This window comes from Streptomyces antarcticus (assembly GCF_026627255.1).
Taxonomy (GTDB): Bacteria; Actinomycetota; Actinomycetes; order Streptomycetales; family Streptomycetaceae; genus Streptomyces; species Streptomyces antarcticus.
This window is the reverse complement of record NZ_JAPNLM010000027.1, coordinates 85,790-100,843: the sequence shown is the minus strand read 5'-3', so window position 1 is coordinate 100,843 and position 15,054 is coordinate 85,790. Positions and strand designations below refer to the sequence as shown.

The window sequence follows — 15,054 nt, the reverse complement described above, 5'->3', positions numbered from 1 at the left end:
TCCCACCCCTCCCGCCACCCCCGCCGGAGGCGACCAGCGTCGTGGAGCCCTTCAGCAGCGCCGCCACCCCGTACCGCTCGGCCAGCGCCCGTACCGACCCCAGCCGCCCCGCCTCCACCGACTCCCGCGACACCCCCAGCAGGGCCGCCGCCTCCCCCGCGTGCGGGGTCAGCAGGGTCGGGGCGGACCGGGCCCGCAGCACCTCGGCGTCGAGCCCGCGCAGCCCGTCCGCGTCGACCAGTACCGGCACGTCCTCGGCCAGCAGCCCCGCGACCTCGCCCGCGCGCCCCTCCCCCAGCCCCGGCCCGACCACCCAGGCCTGTACGCGGCCGCGCCCGATCAGCGTCTCCGGGTACCGCGCGAGCACCGCGTCCGCGGCCGCCGTCGGGCCGACGTACCGGACCGCGCCCGCGCCGCCCCGCAGCGCCCCGGCCACGGCCAGCACCGCCGCGCCCGGGTACTGCGCGGACCCGGCGACGATGCCGACCACGCCCCGCCGGTACTTGTCGCTCGACGCTCCCGGCTCCGGCAGCAGCCCCGCGACGTCGGCGTGCTGGAGGGCCTCCGCGTCCGGCTCGCCCAGGGCCAGCCCGATGTCCACCAGGTGCACGGCGCCCGCCCGCGAGGCCCCGGGGTCGATCAGCAGCCCGGGCTTGTACGCCCCGAACGCCACCGTCACATCGGCGGTCACCGCCGGGCCCGCCACCTCCCCGGTGTCCGCGTCCACCCCGCTCGGCAGGTCCACGGCGACCACCGGGACCCCGGACGGGATCCGCTCGACCAGCGCCGCGGCCGCCGGCCGCAGCCCGCCCCGCCCGCCGATCCCGAGCAGCCCGTCGAGTACCAGGTCCGCCCGCGCGGGCACGGTGTCCGCCACCCGGCCGCCGGCGGCGCGCAGGGCCGCGAGCCCGCCCGCGTGCATCCGCTGCGGGTCCATCGGCACCGCTGTCACCCCGGCCCCGCGCCGGGCCAGGCGCGCGCCGGCGTACAGCGCGTCGCCCCCGTTGTCGCCCGGCCCCACCAGCAGCACGACGCGCGCCCCGTAGACCCGCCCCGGCCGCCGGGCCAGCAGTCCCGCGCAGACGGCGGCCAGCCCGGCCGCCGCCCGCAGCATCAGAGCGCCTTCGGGCAGCCGGGCCATCAGCTCCCGCTCGGCGGCCCGTACGGTCTCCACGCTGTAAGCAGTACGCATGGCCCCCAGCCTGCCCGACCGGCGCGGCCCCTACCCCTCGGCCACCGCCCCGCGGCTCCTACCCCTCGGCGATCACCACGGCGGAGGCGACCCCCGCGTCGTGGCTCAGCGAGATGTGCCAGGACCTCACGCCCAGCGCCAGCGCCCTCGCCTCAACCGTCCCGGACACCCGCAGCCGGGGTCGCCCGGACTCCTCCACGTACACCTCGGCGTCGGTCCACAGCATCCCGCCCGGCGCGCCGAGCGCCTTGGCGAGGGCCTCCTTGGCCGCGAACCGGGCGGCGAGCGAGGCGGTTCCGCGCCGCTCGCCGCTCGGGAGCGTCAGCTCGGCGTCGACGAAGAGCCGCCGCGCCAGGTTCGGCGTACGCTCCAGCGCCGCGCCGAAGCGGTCGATCTCCGCGACGTCGATCCCCACACCGATGATCACAACGACTACCCCACTGCCCCGCTACTCCACCGTCACCGACTTGGCAAGGTTACGCGGCTGGTCCACCTCGTTGCCCCGCGCCGTCGCCAGCTCGCACGCGAAGACCTGCAACGGCACCGTCGCCACCAGCGGCTGGAGCAGCGTGGGCGTCGCGGGGATCCGGATCAGGTGGTCGGCGTACGGGACGACCGCCTCGTCACCCTCCTCCGCGATCACGATGGTCCGCGCCCCGCGGGCCCGGATCTCCTGGATGTTCGACACCATCTTGTCGTGGAGCACCGAGCGGCCCTTCGGCGACGGCACGACCACCACCACCGGCAGGTCCTCCTCGATCAGCGCGATCGGCCCGTGCTTCAACTCGCCCGCCGCGAAGCCCTCGGCGTGCATGTACGCCAGCTCCTTGAGCTTGAGCGCGCCCTCCAGCGCCACCGGGTAGCCGACGTGCCGCCCCAGGAACAGCACCGTGTTCTTGTCCGCCAGGGAGCGCGCGAGCTCCCGTACGGGCTCCATCGTCTCCAGCACGGTGTCCACGGCCGCGGCGATGTCCGACAGCTCCCGGACGACCGTCTCGATCTCGTCGCCCCACTTCGTGCCGCGCACCTGCCCGAGGTAGAGCGCGACGAGGTAGCAGGCGACCAGCTGGGTCAGGAACGCCTTCGTGGAGGCGACGGCCACCTCCGGACCGGCGTGCGTGTACAGCACGGCGTCCGACTCGCGCGGGATGGTGGAGCCGTTCGTGTTGCAGACGGCCAGCACCCTGGCCCCCTGCTCGCGCGCGTGCCGCAGCGCCATCAGGGTGTCCATGGTCTCGCCGGACTGCGAGATCGCGATCACCAGGGTGCGCTGGTCGAGGATCGGATCGCGGTAGCGGAACTCGCTCGCCAGCTCCGTCTCGCACGGGATGCGGGTCCAGTGCTCGATGGCCAGCTTCGCGATCATGCCCGCGTGGTAGGCCGTCCCGCAGGCGACGATGACGACCTTGTCGACCTCCCGGAGCACCGAGACGGGGATGCGCACCTCGTCCAGGGTCAGCGAGCCGTTCACGTCGATCCGGCCCAGGAGGGTGTCGGCCACGGCCTTCGGCTGCTCGGCGATCTCCTTGAGCATGAAGTAGTCGTAGCCGCCCTTCTCGGCCGCCGAGGCGTCCCAGTCCACGTGGTACGCCCGCACGGTGGCGGCGGAGCCGTCGAAGTTGGTCACCGTGACGCCGTCGCGGCGCAGTTCGACGACCTGGTCCTGGCCCAGCTCGATCGCGGCCCGGGTGTGGGCGATGAACGCGGCCACGTCGGAGGCGAGGAAGTTCTCGCCCTCCCCGACCCCCACCACCAGGGGCGAGTTCCGGCGCGCGCCGACCACCACGTCCGGCTCGTCGGCGTGCACCGCGACCAGCGTGAAGGCGCCCTCCAGGCGCCGGCACACCTGCCGCATCGCCTCGGCGAGGTCCCCGGCGGCCGCGAAGTGCTCGGCGAGCAGGTGCGCCACGACCTCGGTGTCCGTCTCGGACTCCAGGCGGTGCCCGCGCTCGGCCAGTTCGGCGCGGAGCGCGGCGAAGTTCTCGATGATCCCGTTGTGTACGACGGCCACGCGCCCCGCGTTGTCGAGGTGCGGGTGGGCGTTGGCGTCGGTGGGCCCGCCGTGGGTCGCCCACCGGGTGTGCCCCAGTCCCGTGGACCCGGCCGGCAACGGGTTCCCGACCAGCTCCTTCTCCAGATTGACCAGCTTCCCGGCCTTCTTGACGGAGGCCAGCTCACCGTCGGCGAGCACGGCGATCCCCGCCGAGTCGTAGCCGCGGTACTCCAGCCGCTTGAGTCCGGCGATGACCACATCGAGCGCCGACTGCGCTCCCACGTAACCCACAATTCCGCACATAGGCGGCAGGGTACGCCGTAGTCGGCCGTCTGCCCGGTACCTGAACAAGACGAAAACCCGCCCCGGCGCGTACACCGGGGCGGGTCGACGGCGACCCTCGCGAGGGTCGGACCAGCTTCTCGCCCTGCGCCTCGATCAGCGTCCTCGGGAAGACGGCCTTGCCCGTCAGGCTGATCGACGAGAAGGCGGCGACCGTGTTGCCCTTGCGCGCCACGTTCAGCAGGACGCTCGACTTCTCGCCGGGCTTGACGCTGTCGAACCCGGTGCTCTCGCTGCCCTCGCTCACCGTGAAGCCGCCCGCGCCCGCCTGGCCCGGCGCCTTGACGGACGCCAGCGTCTTCCCGGTGCCCCGCGGCAATCGTGATCATCGCGAGACTCCAAGAGCCTCGAATCGGTACCGGAGCCCGTACCACCCCGGCACTCCGCGGCCACCGGTACCGCTACGTGACCCACCGCATAACCCACAACAGCCCCCCACCCCCGACAATGGCGGTGTGATCACTTCGCCGCCACGAAGCAGCACGCCGGAGAACGCAATGGAGCGCACCGGCCAGGACGGGCCCCACCCGGCCACCGGCCAGGACGGGGCCCACCCGCGCCCGGCCCACCGCCGGGGCCCGGACGCCTCGCCGTACGTCGACCTGAGCCGTGCCGAGTGGAGCGCCCTGCGCGAGCGGACCCCGCTCCCGCTCACCGCCGACGAGGTCGAGCGGCTGCGCGGACTCGGCGACGTCATCGACCTCGACGAGGTGCGCGACGTCTACCTGCCGCTCTCCCGCCTGCTCAACCTGTACGTCGGCGCCACCAGCAACCTCCGCGGCACCCTCAACACGTTCCTCGGCGACGCGGGCAACGGGCACGGCGCCCAGCAGGGCACCCCGTTCGTCATAGGGGTCGCCGGGTCCGTCGCCGTCGGCAAGTCCACCGTGGCCCGCCTGCTCCAGGCGCTCCTCGCCCGCTGGCCCGAGCACCCGCGCGTGGAGCTGGTCACCACGGACGGGTTCCTATACCCGATGAAGGAGCTCCAGCGACGCGGGCTCACCTCCCGCAAGGGCTTCCCCGAGTCCTACGACCGCCGCGCGCTCACCCGCTTCGTCGCGGACATCAAGGCCGGCAAGGACGAGGTCCGGGCCCCCGTCTACTCGCACCTGATCTACGACATCGTCCCGGGCGAGGAGCTCGTCGTACGCCGCCCGGACATCCTCATCGTGGAGGGCCTGAACGTCCTCCAGCCGGCCCTCCCCGGCAAGGACGGCCGCACCCGCGTCGGCCTCGCCGACTACTTCGACTTCAGCGTGTACGTCGACGCCCGGCCCGAGGACATCGAGCGCTGGTACCTGAACCGCTTCCGGAAGCTGCGCGCGACCGCCTTCCAGAACCCGTTCTCCTACTTCCGCAAGTACACGCAGGTCTCCGAGGAGGAGGCCGTGGAGTACGCGCAGACGATGTGGCGGACCATCAACAAGCCCAACCTGCTGGAGAACGTGGCCCCCACCCGCGGCCGCGCCACCCTGGTCGTCCGCAAGGGCCCCGACCACAAGGTGCAGAAGCTGAGCCTGCGCAAACTCTGAGCCGAAGGGAACGCACTAGGGTGCGGGGATGCTGCATCTCCGCCTGATCGCGCCGCCCGACCGTACCGAGGCGGTGGTCGCGGCCATCGAGAAGACGGTCGGCACCACCCACCTCGTCGTCCTGCGCGGGGCCGCCCGGGTGCCGCACGGCGACCTCGTGCTGTGCGACGTGGCGCGCGAGGCGGCGGACGAGCTGCTGGAGGAGCTCCGGGCCCTGGGGATCGCCGAGGACGGCTCGATCGCCGTCGAGAACATCGACCTCTCGCTGTCCAAGCGGGCCGACGCGGCCGAGGAAGAAGCGCCGGGCGAGCCCGCAGACGCCGTCCTGTGGGAACACTTGAGCGAATCCACGCACGAGGAGTCCACCCTCAGCGTCACCTACGTCGCGTTCATGATCATCGCGACGATGATCGCCGCCTGTGGCGTGGTCCTCGACAACGCCGTCCTGATCGTGGGCGCCATGGCCGTCGGCCCCGAGTTCGGCCCGCTCGCGGGCGTGTGCACCGCCCTGGTGCAGCGCGCGCCCCGGCTCGCGGCGCGCTCCCTCCTCGCCCTGCTGATCGGCTTCGCGGCCGCGATCGCCGTCACCACCCTGTTCAGCCTGGCGATGGACGCGCTGGGCCAGTTCGACAAGGGCATGCTGGAGGACCCGCGGCCGAACACCAGCTTCATCTGGCAGCCGGACCCGTTCTCGTTCATCGTGGCGCTGCTCGCCGGGGTCGCCGGAATACTGTCCCTGACCTCGGCCAAGTCCGGGGCCCTGGTGGGTGTGGCGATCTCCGTGACCACGGTCCCGGCGGCCGCCAACGCCGCCGTGGCCCTGAGCTACGGCGACCTCGGCCAGATGTGGGGATCGGCGGAGCAGCTGCTGCTGAACCTGGGCGGCATCGTCGTGGCGGGCGTCCTGACCCTGCTGGCGCAGAAGGCCCTGTGGCGGACCCAGCGGCGCCGCTGGGTCCGCGGCGCGAAGACCTGAAGACCCGTCGTACGCCTGCGGCCCCGTACCCGGTCCGGGTACGGGGCCGCAGGCGTACGGCGGTCGGCTGTCGGCGCGGTCAGCCCAGCGCCGACTTCACGACGTCCGCGAGCCGGCCGGCGACCGCGCGGGCCTGCTCGATGTCGGCGGCCTCGACCATCACCCGTACGAGCGGCTCCGTGCCGGACGGACGCAGCAGCACCCGGCCGGTGGTGCCCAGCTCGCGCTCGGCGTCGGCGACGGCCGCGGCCAGCTCGGCGGAGGTCGTCACCCGGGTCCGGTCCACGTCGGGAACGTTGATCAGCACCTGCGGCAGCCGGGTCATGACGCCCGCCAGCTCGGCCAGGGACTTGCCGGTGTCCGCGATCCGCGCCGCCAGGAGCAGGCCGGTCAGCGTGCCGTCGCCGGTCGTCGCGTGGTCGAGGATGATCACGTGGCCGGACTGCTCGCCGCCCAGCGCGTAGCCGTGCTGCTTCATCGACTCCAGGACGTACCGGTCACCGACCCCGGTCTGCACGACCTGGATGCCCTCGCCCTCCATGGCCAGCTTGAAGCCGAGGTTCGACATCACGGTGCCGACGACGGTGTTCTCGCGCAGCTGACCGGACTCCCGCATGGCCAGCGCCAGTACGGCGAGGATCTGGTCGCCGTCGACCTCCGCGCCGGTGCCGTCGACGGCGAGGCAGCGGTCCGCGTCGCCGTCGTGCGCGATGCCGAGGTCGGCGCCGTGCTCGACCACGGCGGCCTTGAGCAGGCCGAGGTGGGTGGAGCCGCAGCCGTCGTTGATGTTCAGGCCGTCGGGCTCGGCGCCGATCGTGATGATCTCCGCGCCCGCCCGGGTGAAGGCCTCGGGCGACACGTAGGCGGCCGCGCCGTGCGCCTCGTCCAGGACGACCTTCAGGCCGTCGAGGCGGTTGGGGAGGACTCCGATGAGGTGGGCGACGTACTTGTCGAAGCCCTCCGTGTAGTCGGAGATCCGGCCCACGCCGGAGCCGGTGGGCCGGTCCCAGGGGGCGCCGGTGCGGTGCTCTTCGTAGACGGACTCGATCCGGTCCTCCAGCTCGTCGGCGAGCTTGTGGCCGCCGCGCGCGAAGAACTTGATCCCGTTGTCGGGCATGGCGTTGTGGCTGGCGGAGAGCATCACGCCGAGGTCGCCGCCCAGCGCACCGGTGAGATACGCCACCGCCGGGGTGGGCAGCACACCGACGCGCAGGACGTCCACGCCCGCGCTCGCGAGGCCCGCGACGACCGCGGCCTCGAGGAACTCACCGGAGGCCCGTGGGTCACGGCCGACCACGGCGGTGGCCCGGTGGCCCGCGAAGGTGCCCGCCTCGGCCAGTACGTGGGCGGCCGCCACGGAGAGGCCGAGCGCGAGCTCAGCCGTCAGATCCGCGTTGGCGACGCCGCGTACACCGTCCGTCCCGAAGAGTCGTCCCACTGTTGTCCTCCCGAGTTTCTGCTTCGCTTGTGACCGCATGTGACAAATATGTGCCGCTTGTGGCGGTAAACGAACCGCCCCGGCAGCACAGAGAGTGCTGCCGGGGCGGATTCGTTGCAGAACAGCAGGCGCAGATTAACGCTTGCTGTACTGCGGGGCCTTACGGGCCTTCTTGAGACCGGCCTTCTTGCGCTCGACCGCACGGTCGTCGCGGGAGAGGAAGCCGGCCTTCTTCAGCGCCGCGCGGTTGTTGTCCACGTCCGCCTCGTTCAGCGCACGGGCCACACCCAGGCGCAGGGCGCCGGCCTGGCCGGAGACGCCGCCACCCGAGATGCGGGCGATGACGTCGTAGCGGTTGTCCAGCTCGAGCAGCTTGAACGGCTCGTTGACTTCCTGCTGGTGCACCTTGTTGGGGAAGTAGTCCTCAAGGGTACGACCGTTGATCTTCCACTTGCCGGTGCCCGGAACGATCCGGACGCGGGCGATGGCGTTCTTGCGACGGCCCAGGCCGGCGGCCGGCTGGGGGTCGCCGAAGCGGCCGGCAAGGGACTCGGAGGTGTAGTCGCCCTCGGCGACGACCTCAGACTCGCTGGTGTACTCCTCGACGTTGCCCTCGAACTCGTCGACGGGGGTCGTCTCGGCGGTGGTCTCGGCCACGATGCTCCTCAGAATTTTCTACGTCTTAGGGGGTGGCCGGAACTACTGCGCGACCTGGGTGATCTCGAACGGCACCGGCTGCTGGGCAGCGTGGGGGTGCTGGTCGCCCGAGTAGACCTTCAGCTTCGACAGCATCTGACGGCCCAGGGTGTTCTTGGGGAGCATGCCCTTGATGGCCTTCTCGACGGCCTTCTCCGGGTTGTTCGCCAGAAGGTCGTCGTAGCGCACCGAGCGGAGGCCGCCCGGGTAGCCGGAGTGGCGGTACGCCATCTTCTGGGTCGCCTTGTTGCCGGACAGGTGAACCTTGTCGGCGTTGACGATGATGACGAAGTCGCCCATGTCCATGTGGGGGGCGTAGGTCGGCTTGTGCTTGCCCCGCAGAAGGGCAGCGACCTGGGTCGCCAGACGGCCGAGGACAACGTCCTGGGCGTCGATGACGAGCCACTGGCGCGAGATGTCGCCGGGCTTGGGGCTGAACGTACGCACGCGTATGCCTTCGCTTCTTCAGTGGTGGTATCCCAAGGGCGCAAGCCCAGCGGGAAGGTCCTGACAGGGTCACCACGGACGATCACGACAGCCCTCGTCCACATCGGGGACGCAACCCGTGTGAACCGCTGGTCATCGGTCCGGTGGACCGGCGCAAGGCCCTTTCACGTGAGAATGAGAAAGCCAATACGCATAACAAACCAGCAGGATACCCAAGTAGACCCGGACGGGTCAAAACGCGGTCCGCGATGCCGGTTCTACTGGCGTCGCGGCGCACTCCGGTTCGGTCCTGAGTGGGGACCCCGTAGTTGTTACGGGCTCCAGGGTAACCCGCCCGGAGCGCAGTGCACGACGCGCCAGCAGGATCGCGAGCCCGCACAGGGTCGCGCAGTCCTTGAAGGCCCGCCGTTTGGCGTCCAGCTCCGACGGCCAGGGGATCCCGGCCGTCTGGGGCGCAAGGGCCGCCCAGAACCAGGGCGAGCGCGGCATCGAGCCCGGCCGGACCGCCGACGCCAGCAGCAGCGGGAGCACCACCAGCAGGTAGTGGTCGAAGGACGGCCGTGACACCAGGAATGCGGCGAGCATCACCATGCAGGCCGTCTCCGCCAGCCGCAGCTCCCCGCCGTCCGCGTCGTCCTCGACGCGCCGCCAGCGCACCCAGACCGCCCACAGGCCCGCCCCCGCCCCCGCGAACGCCACCAGCAGCGCCAGCGGCTCCGGCACCCCCAGCCGCGGCAGCACCGCGATCGGCGAGGCGTCCCAGGGCAGCGCGTAGGCGTCCTGCCCCTTGAGCAGGAACGGCAGGGTCTTGGTGAAGAACAGCGTCGGGCTCGGCATCAGCAGCGCGCCCGCCAGCGAGAGCCCCATCGGCACCAGCACGGCCGCGGCCAGCCCCCGCCACTGCCGGGCCAGCAGGAACAGCAGCCCGACCGGCACCAGCATCGGCTTGCAGGCGATGGCCAGCCCGATGACCAGGCCGGCCGCGCCCCAGTGCCGCCGGTGCGCGAGCAGCAGCGCCACCGGCAGGGCGGCCGCCGAGATGGCGGTCCAGTTGCCGATCAGCACCAGGTTCACGTACGGCTTGTAGGCGAGGGCGAGCACCGGGAAGCCGATGACCGCGAAGCGCGAGCGCAGCGGCACCGAGAACAGCCGCAGCGCGGCCAGCCAGCCGATGCCCAGCAGGCCCGACATCCCCACCGGCAGCAGCCAGCGCAGCGCGGTCTGCGGGAGCATCGCCTCCGGCACCGCCATGAGCACGGCGCTGGGCAGGTACAGGAAGCGCTTGTCCTCGTACGGGGACCCGCCCTCCAGCAGCGTCTGCGCCGCCTTGACCACGAAGGCGTTGTCCGAGCCCCAGTTCGCCCGCAGGCTCGTGGAGACCGCGATCCCCAGGAGCACGGCGAGCGACAGGAACTGCCACGGCCGCGAGGCCGGCCGCAGCAGCCAGTCCATCAGCCGGTTCCCCGAGGCCCGGTTCTCCCACTTCGTCAGCCAGATGCCAGGGCGCAGCCCCACAACGCCTCCCCCTCACTGTCCCGAGGGGGTGGTCCGCCCCCTAGCGCTTGCGCGCGACTCTACGTTCGTCCCAGACGGGCTCCTGAGTCTCCCGCACAACACCGTCCGAACCGAAGACCAGGTAACGGTCAAATGTGCGCGCGAACCACCGGTCGTGTGTGACACACAACACAGTGCCGTCGTACGCCTCCAGTCCGTCCTGCAGCGCCTCCGCCGATTCGAGGTCCAGGTTGTCCGTCGGCTCGTCCAGCAGCAGCGTCGTGGTGCCCGCCAGCTCCAGCAGCAGGATCTGGAAACGCGCCTGCTGGCCGCCCGACAGCTTCTCGAACGGCTGGTCCGCCTGACCCTCCAGCTCGTACCGGCGCAGCGCGCCCATCGCCGCGCCCAGCGGCTTGGCGGCCTCCGTCCACAGGATGTCGACGAGCGTGCGGCCGAACAGCTCGGGGTGGGCGTGGGTCTGCGCGAAGTGCCCGGGGACCACGCGCGCGCCCAGCTTCCACGTACCGGTGTGCTTGACGTCCTCGCCGGCCATCAGCCGCAGGAAGTGCGACTTGCCGGAGCCGTTCGAACCGAGCACCGCGACCCGCTCGCCGTAGAAGACCTCCAGCGAGAACGGCTTCATCAGGCCCGTGAGCTCGAGGTTCTCCACCGTCAGCGCGCGCACGCCGGTGCGGCCGCCCTTGAGCCGCATCCGGATGTCCTGCTCGCGCGGCGGCTCCGGCGGCGGGCCGGCCTCCTCGAACTTCTGGAAGCGGGTCTGCATCGCCCGGTACCGCGAGGCCATGTCGGGGCTGGAGGCCGCCTGGTTGCGCAGCCGCAGCACCAGCGCCCTCAGCCGGGCGTGCTCCTCGTCCCAGCGCCGCTTGAGCTCCTCGAAGCGCGCGAAGCGCTCCTTGCGGGCCTCGTGGTACGTCCCGAAGCCGGCGCCGTGCACCCACACGTCGCTGCCGGTCGGGCTCGCCTCCAGGCTGATGATCTTCTCGGCGGCCTGGGTGAGCAGCTCCCGGTCGTGGCTGACGAAGAGCACCGTCTTGCGGGTGGCCTTCAGCTGCTCCTCCAGCCACCGCTTGCCCGGGACGTCGAGGTAGTTGTCCGGCTCGTCGAGCAGCAGCACCTCGTCCGGCCCGCGCAGCAGCGCCTCCAGCACGAGCCGCTTCTGCTCACCGCCCGAGAGCGTGCGCACCTCGCGGAACTGCGCCGCGTCGTACGGGATGTCCAGGGCGGCCATGGTGCAGACGTCCCACAGGGTCTCCGCCTCGTAGCCCTGGACGTCGGCCCAGTCGCTCAGCGCCTGCGCGTACGCCATCTGCGCGGCCTCGTCGTCGACGGTCAGGATCAGCTCCTCGGCCCGGTCCACGGCCTTGGCCGCCTCCCGGATCCGCGGCTGGGCGACCGAGACCAGCAGGTCCCGTACGGTCGTCTCGTCCCGCACCGAGCCCACGAACTGCGACATCACCCCGAGCCCGCCGCTGATCGCGACCCCGCCGCCGTGCGGCTGCAGCTCACCGGAGATCAGCTTGAGCAGGGTGGTCTTGCCGGCGCCGTTCGCCCCCACCAGGGCCACCACCGACCCCTCCCCCACGCGGAAGGAGACGTCGGGGAGCAGGACCCGCCCGTCGGGAAGGTAGTACTCCAGGTGGTTGGCTTCGAGATGTCCCATGCCGGGCATTGTCCCGGTCCGCCGGCGATCCGCCCAAACGGGTGGACGGGCGCCCGGCGGGGGCGCTCAGCAGCAGCCGGCTCCGGGCAGGGTGCGCACGTTGCGCGCCTCCTTGCTGCGGGCGGCGAGCAGCTCGTCGGCGGGGTAGCCGACCTCCTCCAGCGTCAGCCCGTGCGGCTTGACCACGTGCACCGAGGAGTCCCGTACGGCGGCGGCCAGCACCTTCCCCGGCCAGTCGACCGGCCGGTGGCCGTCCCCGACGTGCAGCAGGGCGCCGACGAGCGAGCGGACCATGTTGTGGCAGAAGGCGTCGGCCCGGACGGTCGCGGTGACGATCCCGTCCTCGGCCCGCTCCCAGCCGAGCTGCTGGAGGGTGCGGATGGTCGTGGCGCCCTCGCGCTTCTTGCAGTACGCGGCGAAGTCGTGCTCGCCGAGCAGCGGGGCGGCGGCCTCGTTCATGGCGTCCACGTCCAGGGGCCACTGGTGCCAGAGCACGTGCCCGCGGCGCAGCGGGTCCACGCCCGCCTGGTGGTCGCCGACGCGGTACGCGTAGCGGCGCCAGATCGCCGAGAAGCGCGCGTTGAAGCCCGCGGGGGCCTCGGCGGCCCTCCATACCCGTACGTCGTGCGGCAGGCGCCCCGCGAGGCGCCGCAGGAGCTTGTCGTGGTGCTCGGCCCACACCTCCTCGGCCAGGTCGAACTGCGCGACCTGCCCGCGGGCGTGCACGCCCGCGTCCGTCCGCCCGGCCACGGTCAGCTCGACCGGCTCGGACAGCCGCATCACGGTCCGCAGCGCCGACTCCAGCTCGCCCTGGACGGTCCGCAGCACGCGCTGCTTCGCCCAGCCGGAGAAGTCCTTGCCGTCGTAGCTCAGGTCCAGCCGTACCCGGACGTGCCCGGGCTCCACCTCGTCACTCACGTGACCGATCCTCTCAGAAAGCCGAACACACCGGACAACGCAGAACGGGCCCGCCCCAGGAAGGGGCGGGCCCGTTCAGAGCCGTTCAAGCAGACACGATTCCCGGGAGGGGAATCAGGCCTCCTTGGTCTCCTCGGCCGGAGCCTCGGTCTCGGCGGGAGCCTCGGCCTTGGCCTCGGACTCCTTGACGGCGCGCTTGGTGGCGGCCTCGGCCTCACCGGTGGCCTGCTGGGCGACCGTAAGGGCCTCGACCAGCTCGATCACGGCCATCGGGGCGTTGTCGCCACGACGGTTGCCGATCTTGGTGATGCGCGTGTAACCACCGGGGCGGTTCTCGTAGCGCGGGGCGATCTCGGTGAAGAGCGTGTGCACGATGCTCTTGTCCGTGATCGTCTGCAGCACCAGGCGACGGTTGTGGATGTCGCCCTTCTTGGCCTTGGTGACCAGACGCTCGGCGTAGGGACGCAGGCGACGGGCCTTGGCCTCGGTGGTGGTGATGCGGCCGTGCTCGAAGAGCGCCTTCGCGAGGTTCGCGAGGAGGTGCTTCTCGTGCGCGGCGCTGCCGCCCAGACGGGCACCCTTTGCGGGACGCGGCATGGTGATACTCCTTCATATCTGCACCGGCCGTGTCAGGTACCGGTGTCAGTTCCCCCGGAGCGGCTGCCCCGGGAAAGTCACGACAAGCCCGGCCGGCGGTCGGGCACGAGGCCCGGGCCGCCGGCGGCGGGAAGAATCAGTACTGCTCGGTCTCGACGAAACCGGCGTCCGCGTCGTCGTCGGCGCCGAAGGCGTCGGCGGCGGCGGTCGGGTCGAATCCGGGCGGGCTGTCCTTGAGGGCCAGGCCCATGCCGGCCAGCTTCGCCTTGACCTCGTCGATCGACTTCGCACCGAAGTTGCGGATGTCGAGCAGGTCGGCCTCGGAGCGGGCGACGAGCTCACCCACGGAGTGGATGCCCTCGCGCTTGAGGCAGTTGTACGAGCGGACCGTGAGCTCGAGCTCCTCGATCGGCAGCGCCAGATCGGCGGCGAGCGCGGCGTCCGTCGGGGACGGGCCCATGTCGATGCCCTCGGCGTCGATGTTGAGCTCGCGCGCCAGACCGAACAGCTCGACCAGGGTCTTGCCCGCCGACGCCATGGCGTCACGCGGGCGCATGGCCTGCTTGGTCTCGACGTCGACGATCAGCTTGTCGAAGTCGGTGCGCTGCTCGACTCGGGTCGCCTCGACCTTGTAGGTGACCTTGAGGACCGGGCTGTAGATGGAGTCGATCGGGATGCGACCGATCTCCTGGCCCAGCTGCTTGTTCTGGACGGCGGAGACGTAGCCGCGACCGCGCTCGACGGTCAGCTCCATCTCCAGCTTGCCCTTGCCGTTGAGCGTGGCGAGGACCAGGTCCGGGTTGTGCACCTCGACACCGGCCGGGGGCGCGATGTCGGCAGCGGTGACCAGGCCGGGACCCTGCTTGCGCAGGTACATCACGACCGGCTCGTCATGCTCCGAGGAGACGACCAGCTGCTTGATGTTGAGGATGATGTCGGTGACGTCTTCCTTGACACCCGGCACGGTGGTGAACTCGTGCAGGACGCCGTCCACGCGGATGCTGGTGACAGCGGCACCCGGGATCGAGGACAGGAGCGTGCGGCGCAGCGAGTTGCCGAGGGTGTAACCGAAGCCCGGCTCGAGCGGCTCGATCACGAACCGCGAGCGGTACTCGTCTACGACCTCTTCGGTCAGCGAGGGGCGCTGAGCGATAAGCATGTGTGTTCCTTCAGTCGTGGACGCCCACTATTTGACGTCCGACGGGGACTACATACAGCAAGGGTACGGGCGGCACGTCCCCCGCGAGGGGTTCGTACCGCCCGGACACTCAAAGACGCACAAGTGCGTCCGCTGCGTCAGACGCGGCGGCGCTTGGGCGGGCGGCAGCCGTTGTGCGGGGTGGGGGTGACGTCCTGGATCGAGCCGACCTCGAGGCCGGTGGCCTGGAGGGAGCGGATCGCGGTCTCACGGCCGGAGCCGGGACCCTTGACGAAGACGTCGACCTTGCGCATGCCGTGCTCCTGCGCGCGGCGGGCGGCCGACTCGGCGGCCATCTGCGCGGCGAAGGGGGTGGACTTGCGCGAGCCCTTGAAGCCGACGTGGCCGGCGGAGGCCCAGGAGATCACGTTGCCCGCGGGGTCCGTGATCGAGACGATGGTGTTGTTGAACGTGCTCTTGATGTGGGCGTGCCCATGAGCGACGTTCTTCTTTTCCTTGCGGCGCACCTTCTTGGCAGCGCCCTGACGACCCTTGGGGGGCATCTAAATCTCCTACGGGAGGTGGTCGGTCCTACAGCGCAAGACCGCTG

Annotated in this window: 14 protein-coding genes; 2 read left to right on the top strand and 12 right to left on the bottom strand. The window is 71.4% G+C overall.

All coding sequences use genetic code 11. The features are described from left to right. The 3 genes from OTB16_RS31580 to glmS all read right to left on the bottom strand — a co-directional run. A partial coding sequence (locus OTB16_RS31580; RefSeq protein WP_267725079.1) for an NAD(P)H-hydrate epimerase occupies positions 1 to 1,192 on the bottom strand: 1,192 nt, incomplete at its 3' end. A gap of 58 nt (positions 1,193 to 1,250) precedes the next feature. Further along, entirely contained in the window at positions 1,251 to 1,619 is a 369-nt protein-coding gene (locus OTB16_RS31575; RefSeq protein WP_267725076.1) for a holo-ACP synthase, read from the bottom strand. A gap of 21 nt (positions 1,620 to 1,640) precedes the next feature. Beyond that, complete coding sequence (glmS, locus tag OTB16_RS31570) at positions 1,641 to 3,488, bottom strand: glutamine--fructose-6-phosphate transaminase (isomerizing) (protein ID WP_267725073.1); 1,848 nt, start codon at positions 3,486 to 3,488, stop codon at positions 1,641 to 1,643. Between the two features lie 536 nt (positions 3,489 to 4,024). Here glmS and coaA point away from each other — a divergent pair. Next, positions 4,025 to 5,059 carry a type I pantothenate kinase gene (gene coaA / locus OTB16_RS31565; RefSeq protein ID WP_267725071.1) on the top strand — a complete coding sequence of 345 codons (1,035 nt, stop codon included), beginning with the start codon at positions 4,025 to 4,027 and terminating at the stop codon, positions 5,057 to 5,059. A 28-nt stretch (positions 5,060 to 5,087) separates the two neighbouring features. After that, complete coding sequence (locus tag OTB16_RS31560) at positions 5,088 to 6,035, top strand: DUF389 domain-containing protein (protein ID WP_267725068.1); 948 nt, start codon at positions 5,088 to 5,090, stop codon at positions 6,033 to 6,035. A 79-nt stretch (positions 6,036 to 6,114) separates the two neighbouring features. On the opposite strand, the gene glmM is transcribed toward OTB16_RS31560, so the two are convergent. The 9 genes from glmM to rpsK form a co-directional block, all read right to left on the bottom strand. Then, positions 6,115 to 7,473, bottom strand: a complete 1,359-nt coding sequence (glmM, locus tag OTB16_RS31555) for a phosphoglucosamine mutase (RefSeq protein WP_267725066.1) — start codon at positions 7,471 to 7,473, stop codon at positions 6,115 to 6,117. 135 nt (positions 7,474 to 7,608) lie between these two features. Next, positions 7,609 to 8,130 carry a 30S ribosomal protein S9 gene (gene rpsI, locus OTB16_RS31550; RefSeq protein WP_267725064.1) on the bottom strand — a complete coding sequence of 174 codons (522 nt, stop codon included), beginning with the start codon at positions 8,128 to 8,130 and terminating at the stop codon, positions 7,609 to 7,611. 42 nt (positions 8,131 to 8,172) lie between these two features. Further along, a complete protein-coding gene (gene rplM, locus OTB16_RS31545; RefSeq protein ID WP_266934864.1) occupies positions 8,173 to 8,616 on the bottom strand; it encodes a 50S ribosomal protein L13 in 444 nt (147 codons plus the stop codon). A 231-nt stretch (positions 8,617 to 8,847) separates the two neighbouring features. Continuing rightward, complete coding sequence (locus OTB16_RS31540) at positions 8,848 to 10,131, bottom strand: glycosyltransferase family 87 protein (RefSeq protein ID WP_267725060.1); 1,284 nt, start codon at positions 10,129 to 10,131, stop codon at positions 8,848 to 8,850. Positions 10,132 to 10,171: 40 nt separating this feature from the next. Continuing rightward, a complete protein-coding gene (locus OTB16_RS31535; protein WP_420717839.1) occupies positions 10,172 to 11,791 on the bottom strand; it encodes an ABC-F family ATP-binding cassette domain-containing protein in 1,620 nt (539 codons plus the stop codon). A 66-nt stretch (positions 11,792 to 11,857) separates the two neighbouring features. Then, complete coding sequence (gene truA, locus OTB16_RS31530; RefSeq protein WP_267725055.1) at positions 11,858 to 12,709, bottom strand: tRNA pseudouridine(38-40) synthase TruA; 852 nt, start codon at positions 12,707 to 12,709, stop codon at positions 11,858 to 11,860. Positions 12,710 to 12,823: 114 nt separating this feature from the next. Continuing rightward, the gene (rplQ, locus tag OTB16_RS31525; protein ID WP_267725053.1) at positions 12,824 to 13,306 is read right to left on the bottom strand and encodes a 50S ribosomal protein L17; all 483 of its coding nucleotides are present in this window, start codon (positions 13,304 to 13,306) and stop codon (positions 12,824 to 12,826) included. A gap of 136 nt (positions 13,307 to 13,442) precedes the next feature. After that, positions 13,443 to 14,465 (bottom strand): DNA-directed RNA polymerase subunit alpha, encoded by a 1,023-nt coding sequence (locus OTB16_RS31520; protein ID WP_008739666.1) that lies wholly within the window; start codon positions 14,463 to 14,465, stop codon positions 13,443 to 13,445. A gap of 137 nt (positions 14,466 to 14,602) precedes the next feature. Continuing rightward, positions 14,603 to 15,007 carry a 30S ribosomal protein S11 gene (gene rpsK, locus OTB16_RS31515; RefSeq protein WP_006376016.1) on the bottom strand — a complete coding sequence of 135 codons (405 nt, stop codon included), beginning with the start codon at positions 15,005 to 15,007 and terminating at the stop codon, positions 14,603 to 14,605. Positions 15,008 to 15,054 lie beyond the last annotated feature (47 nt).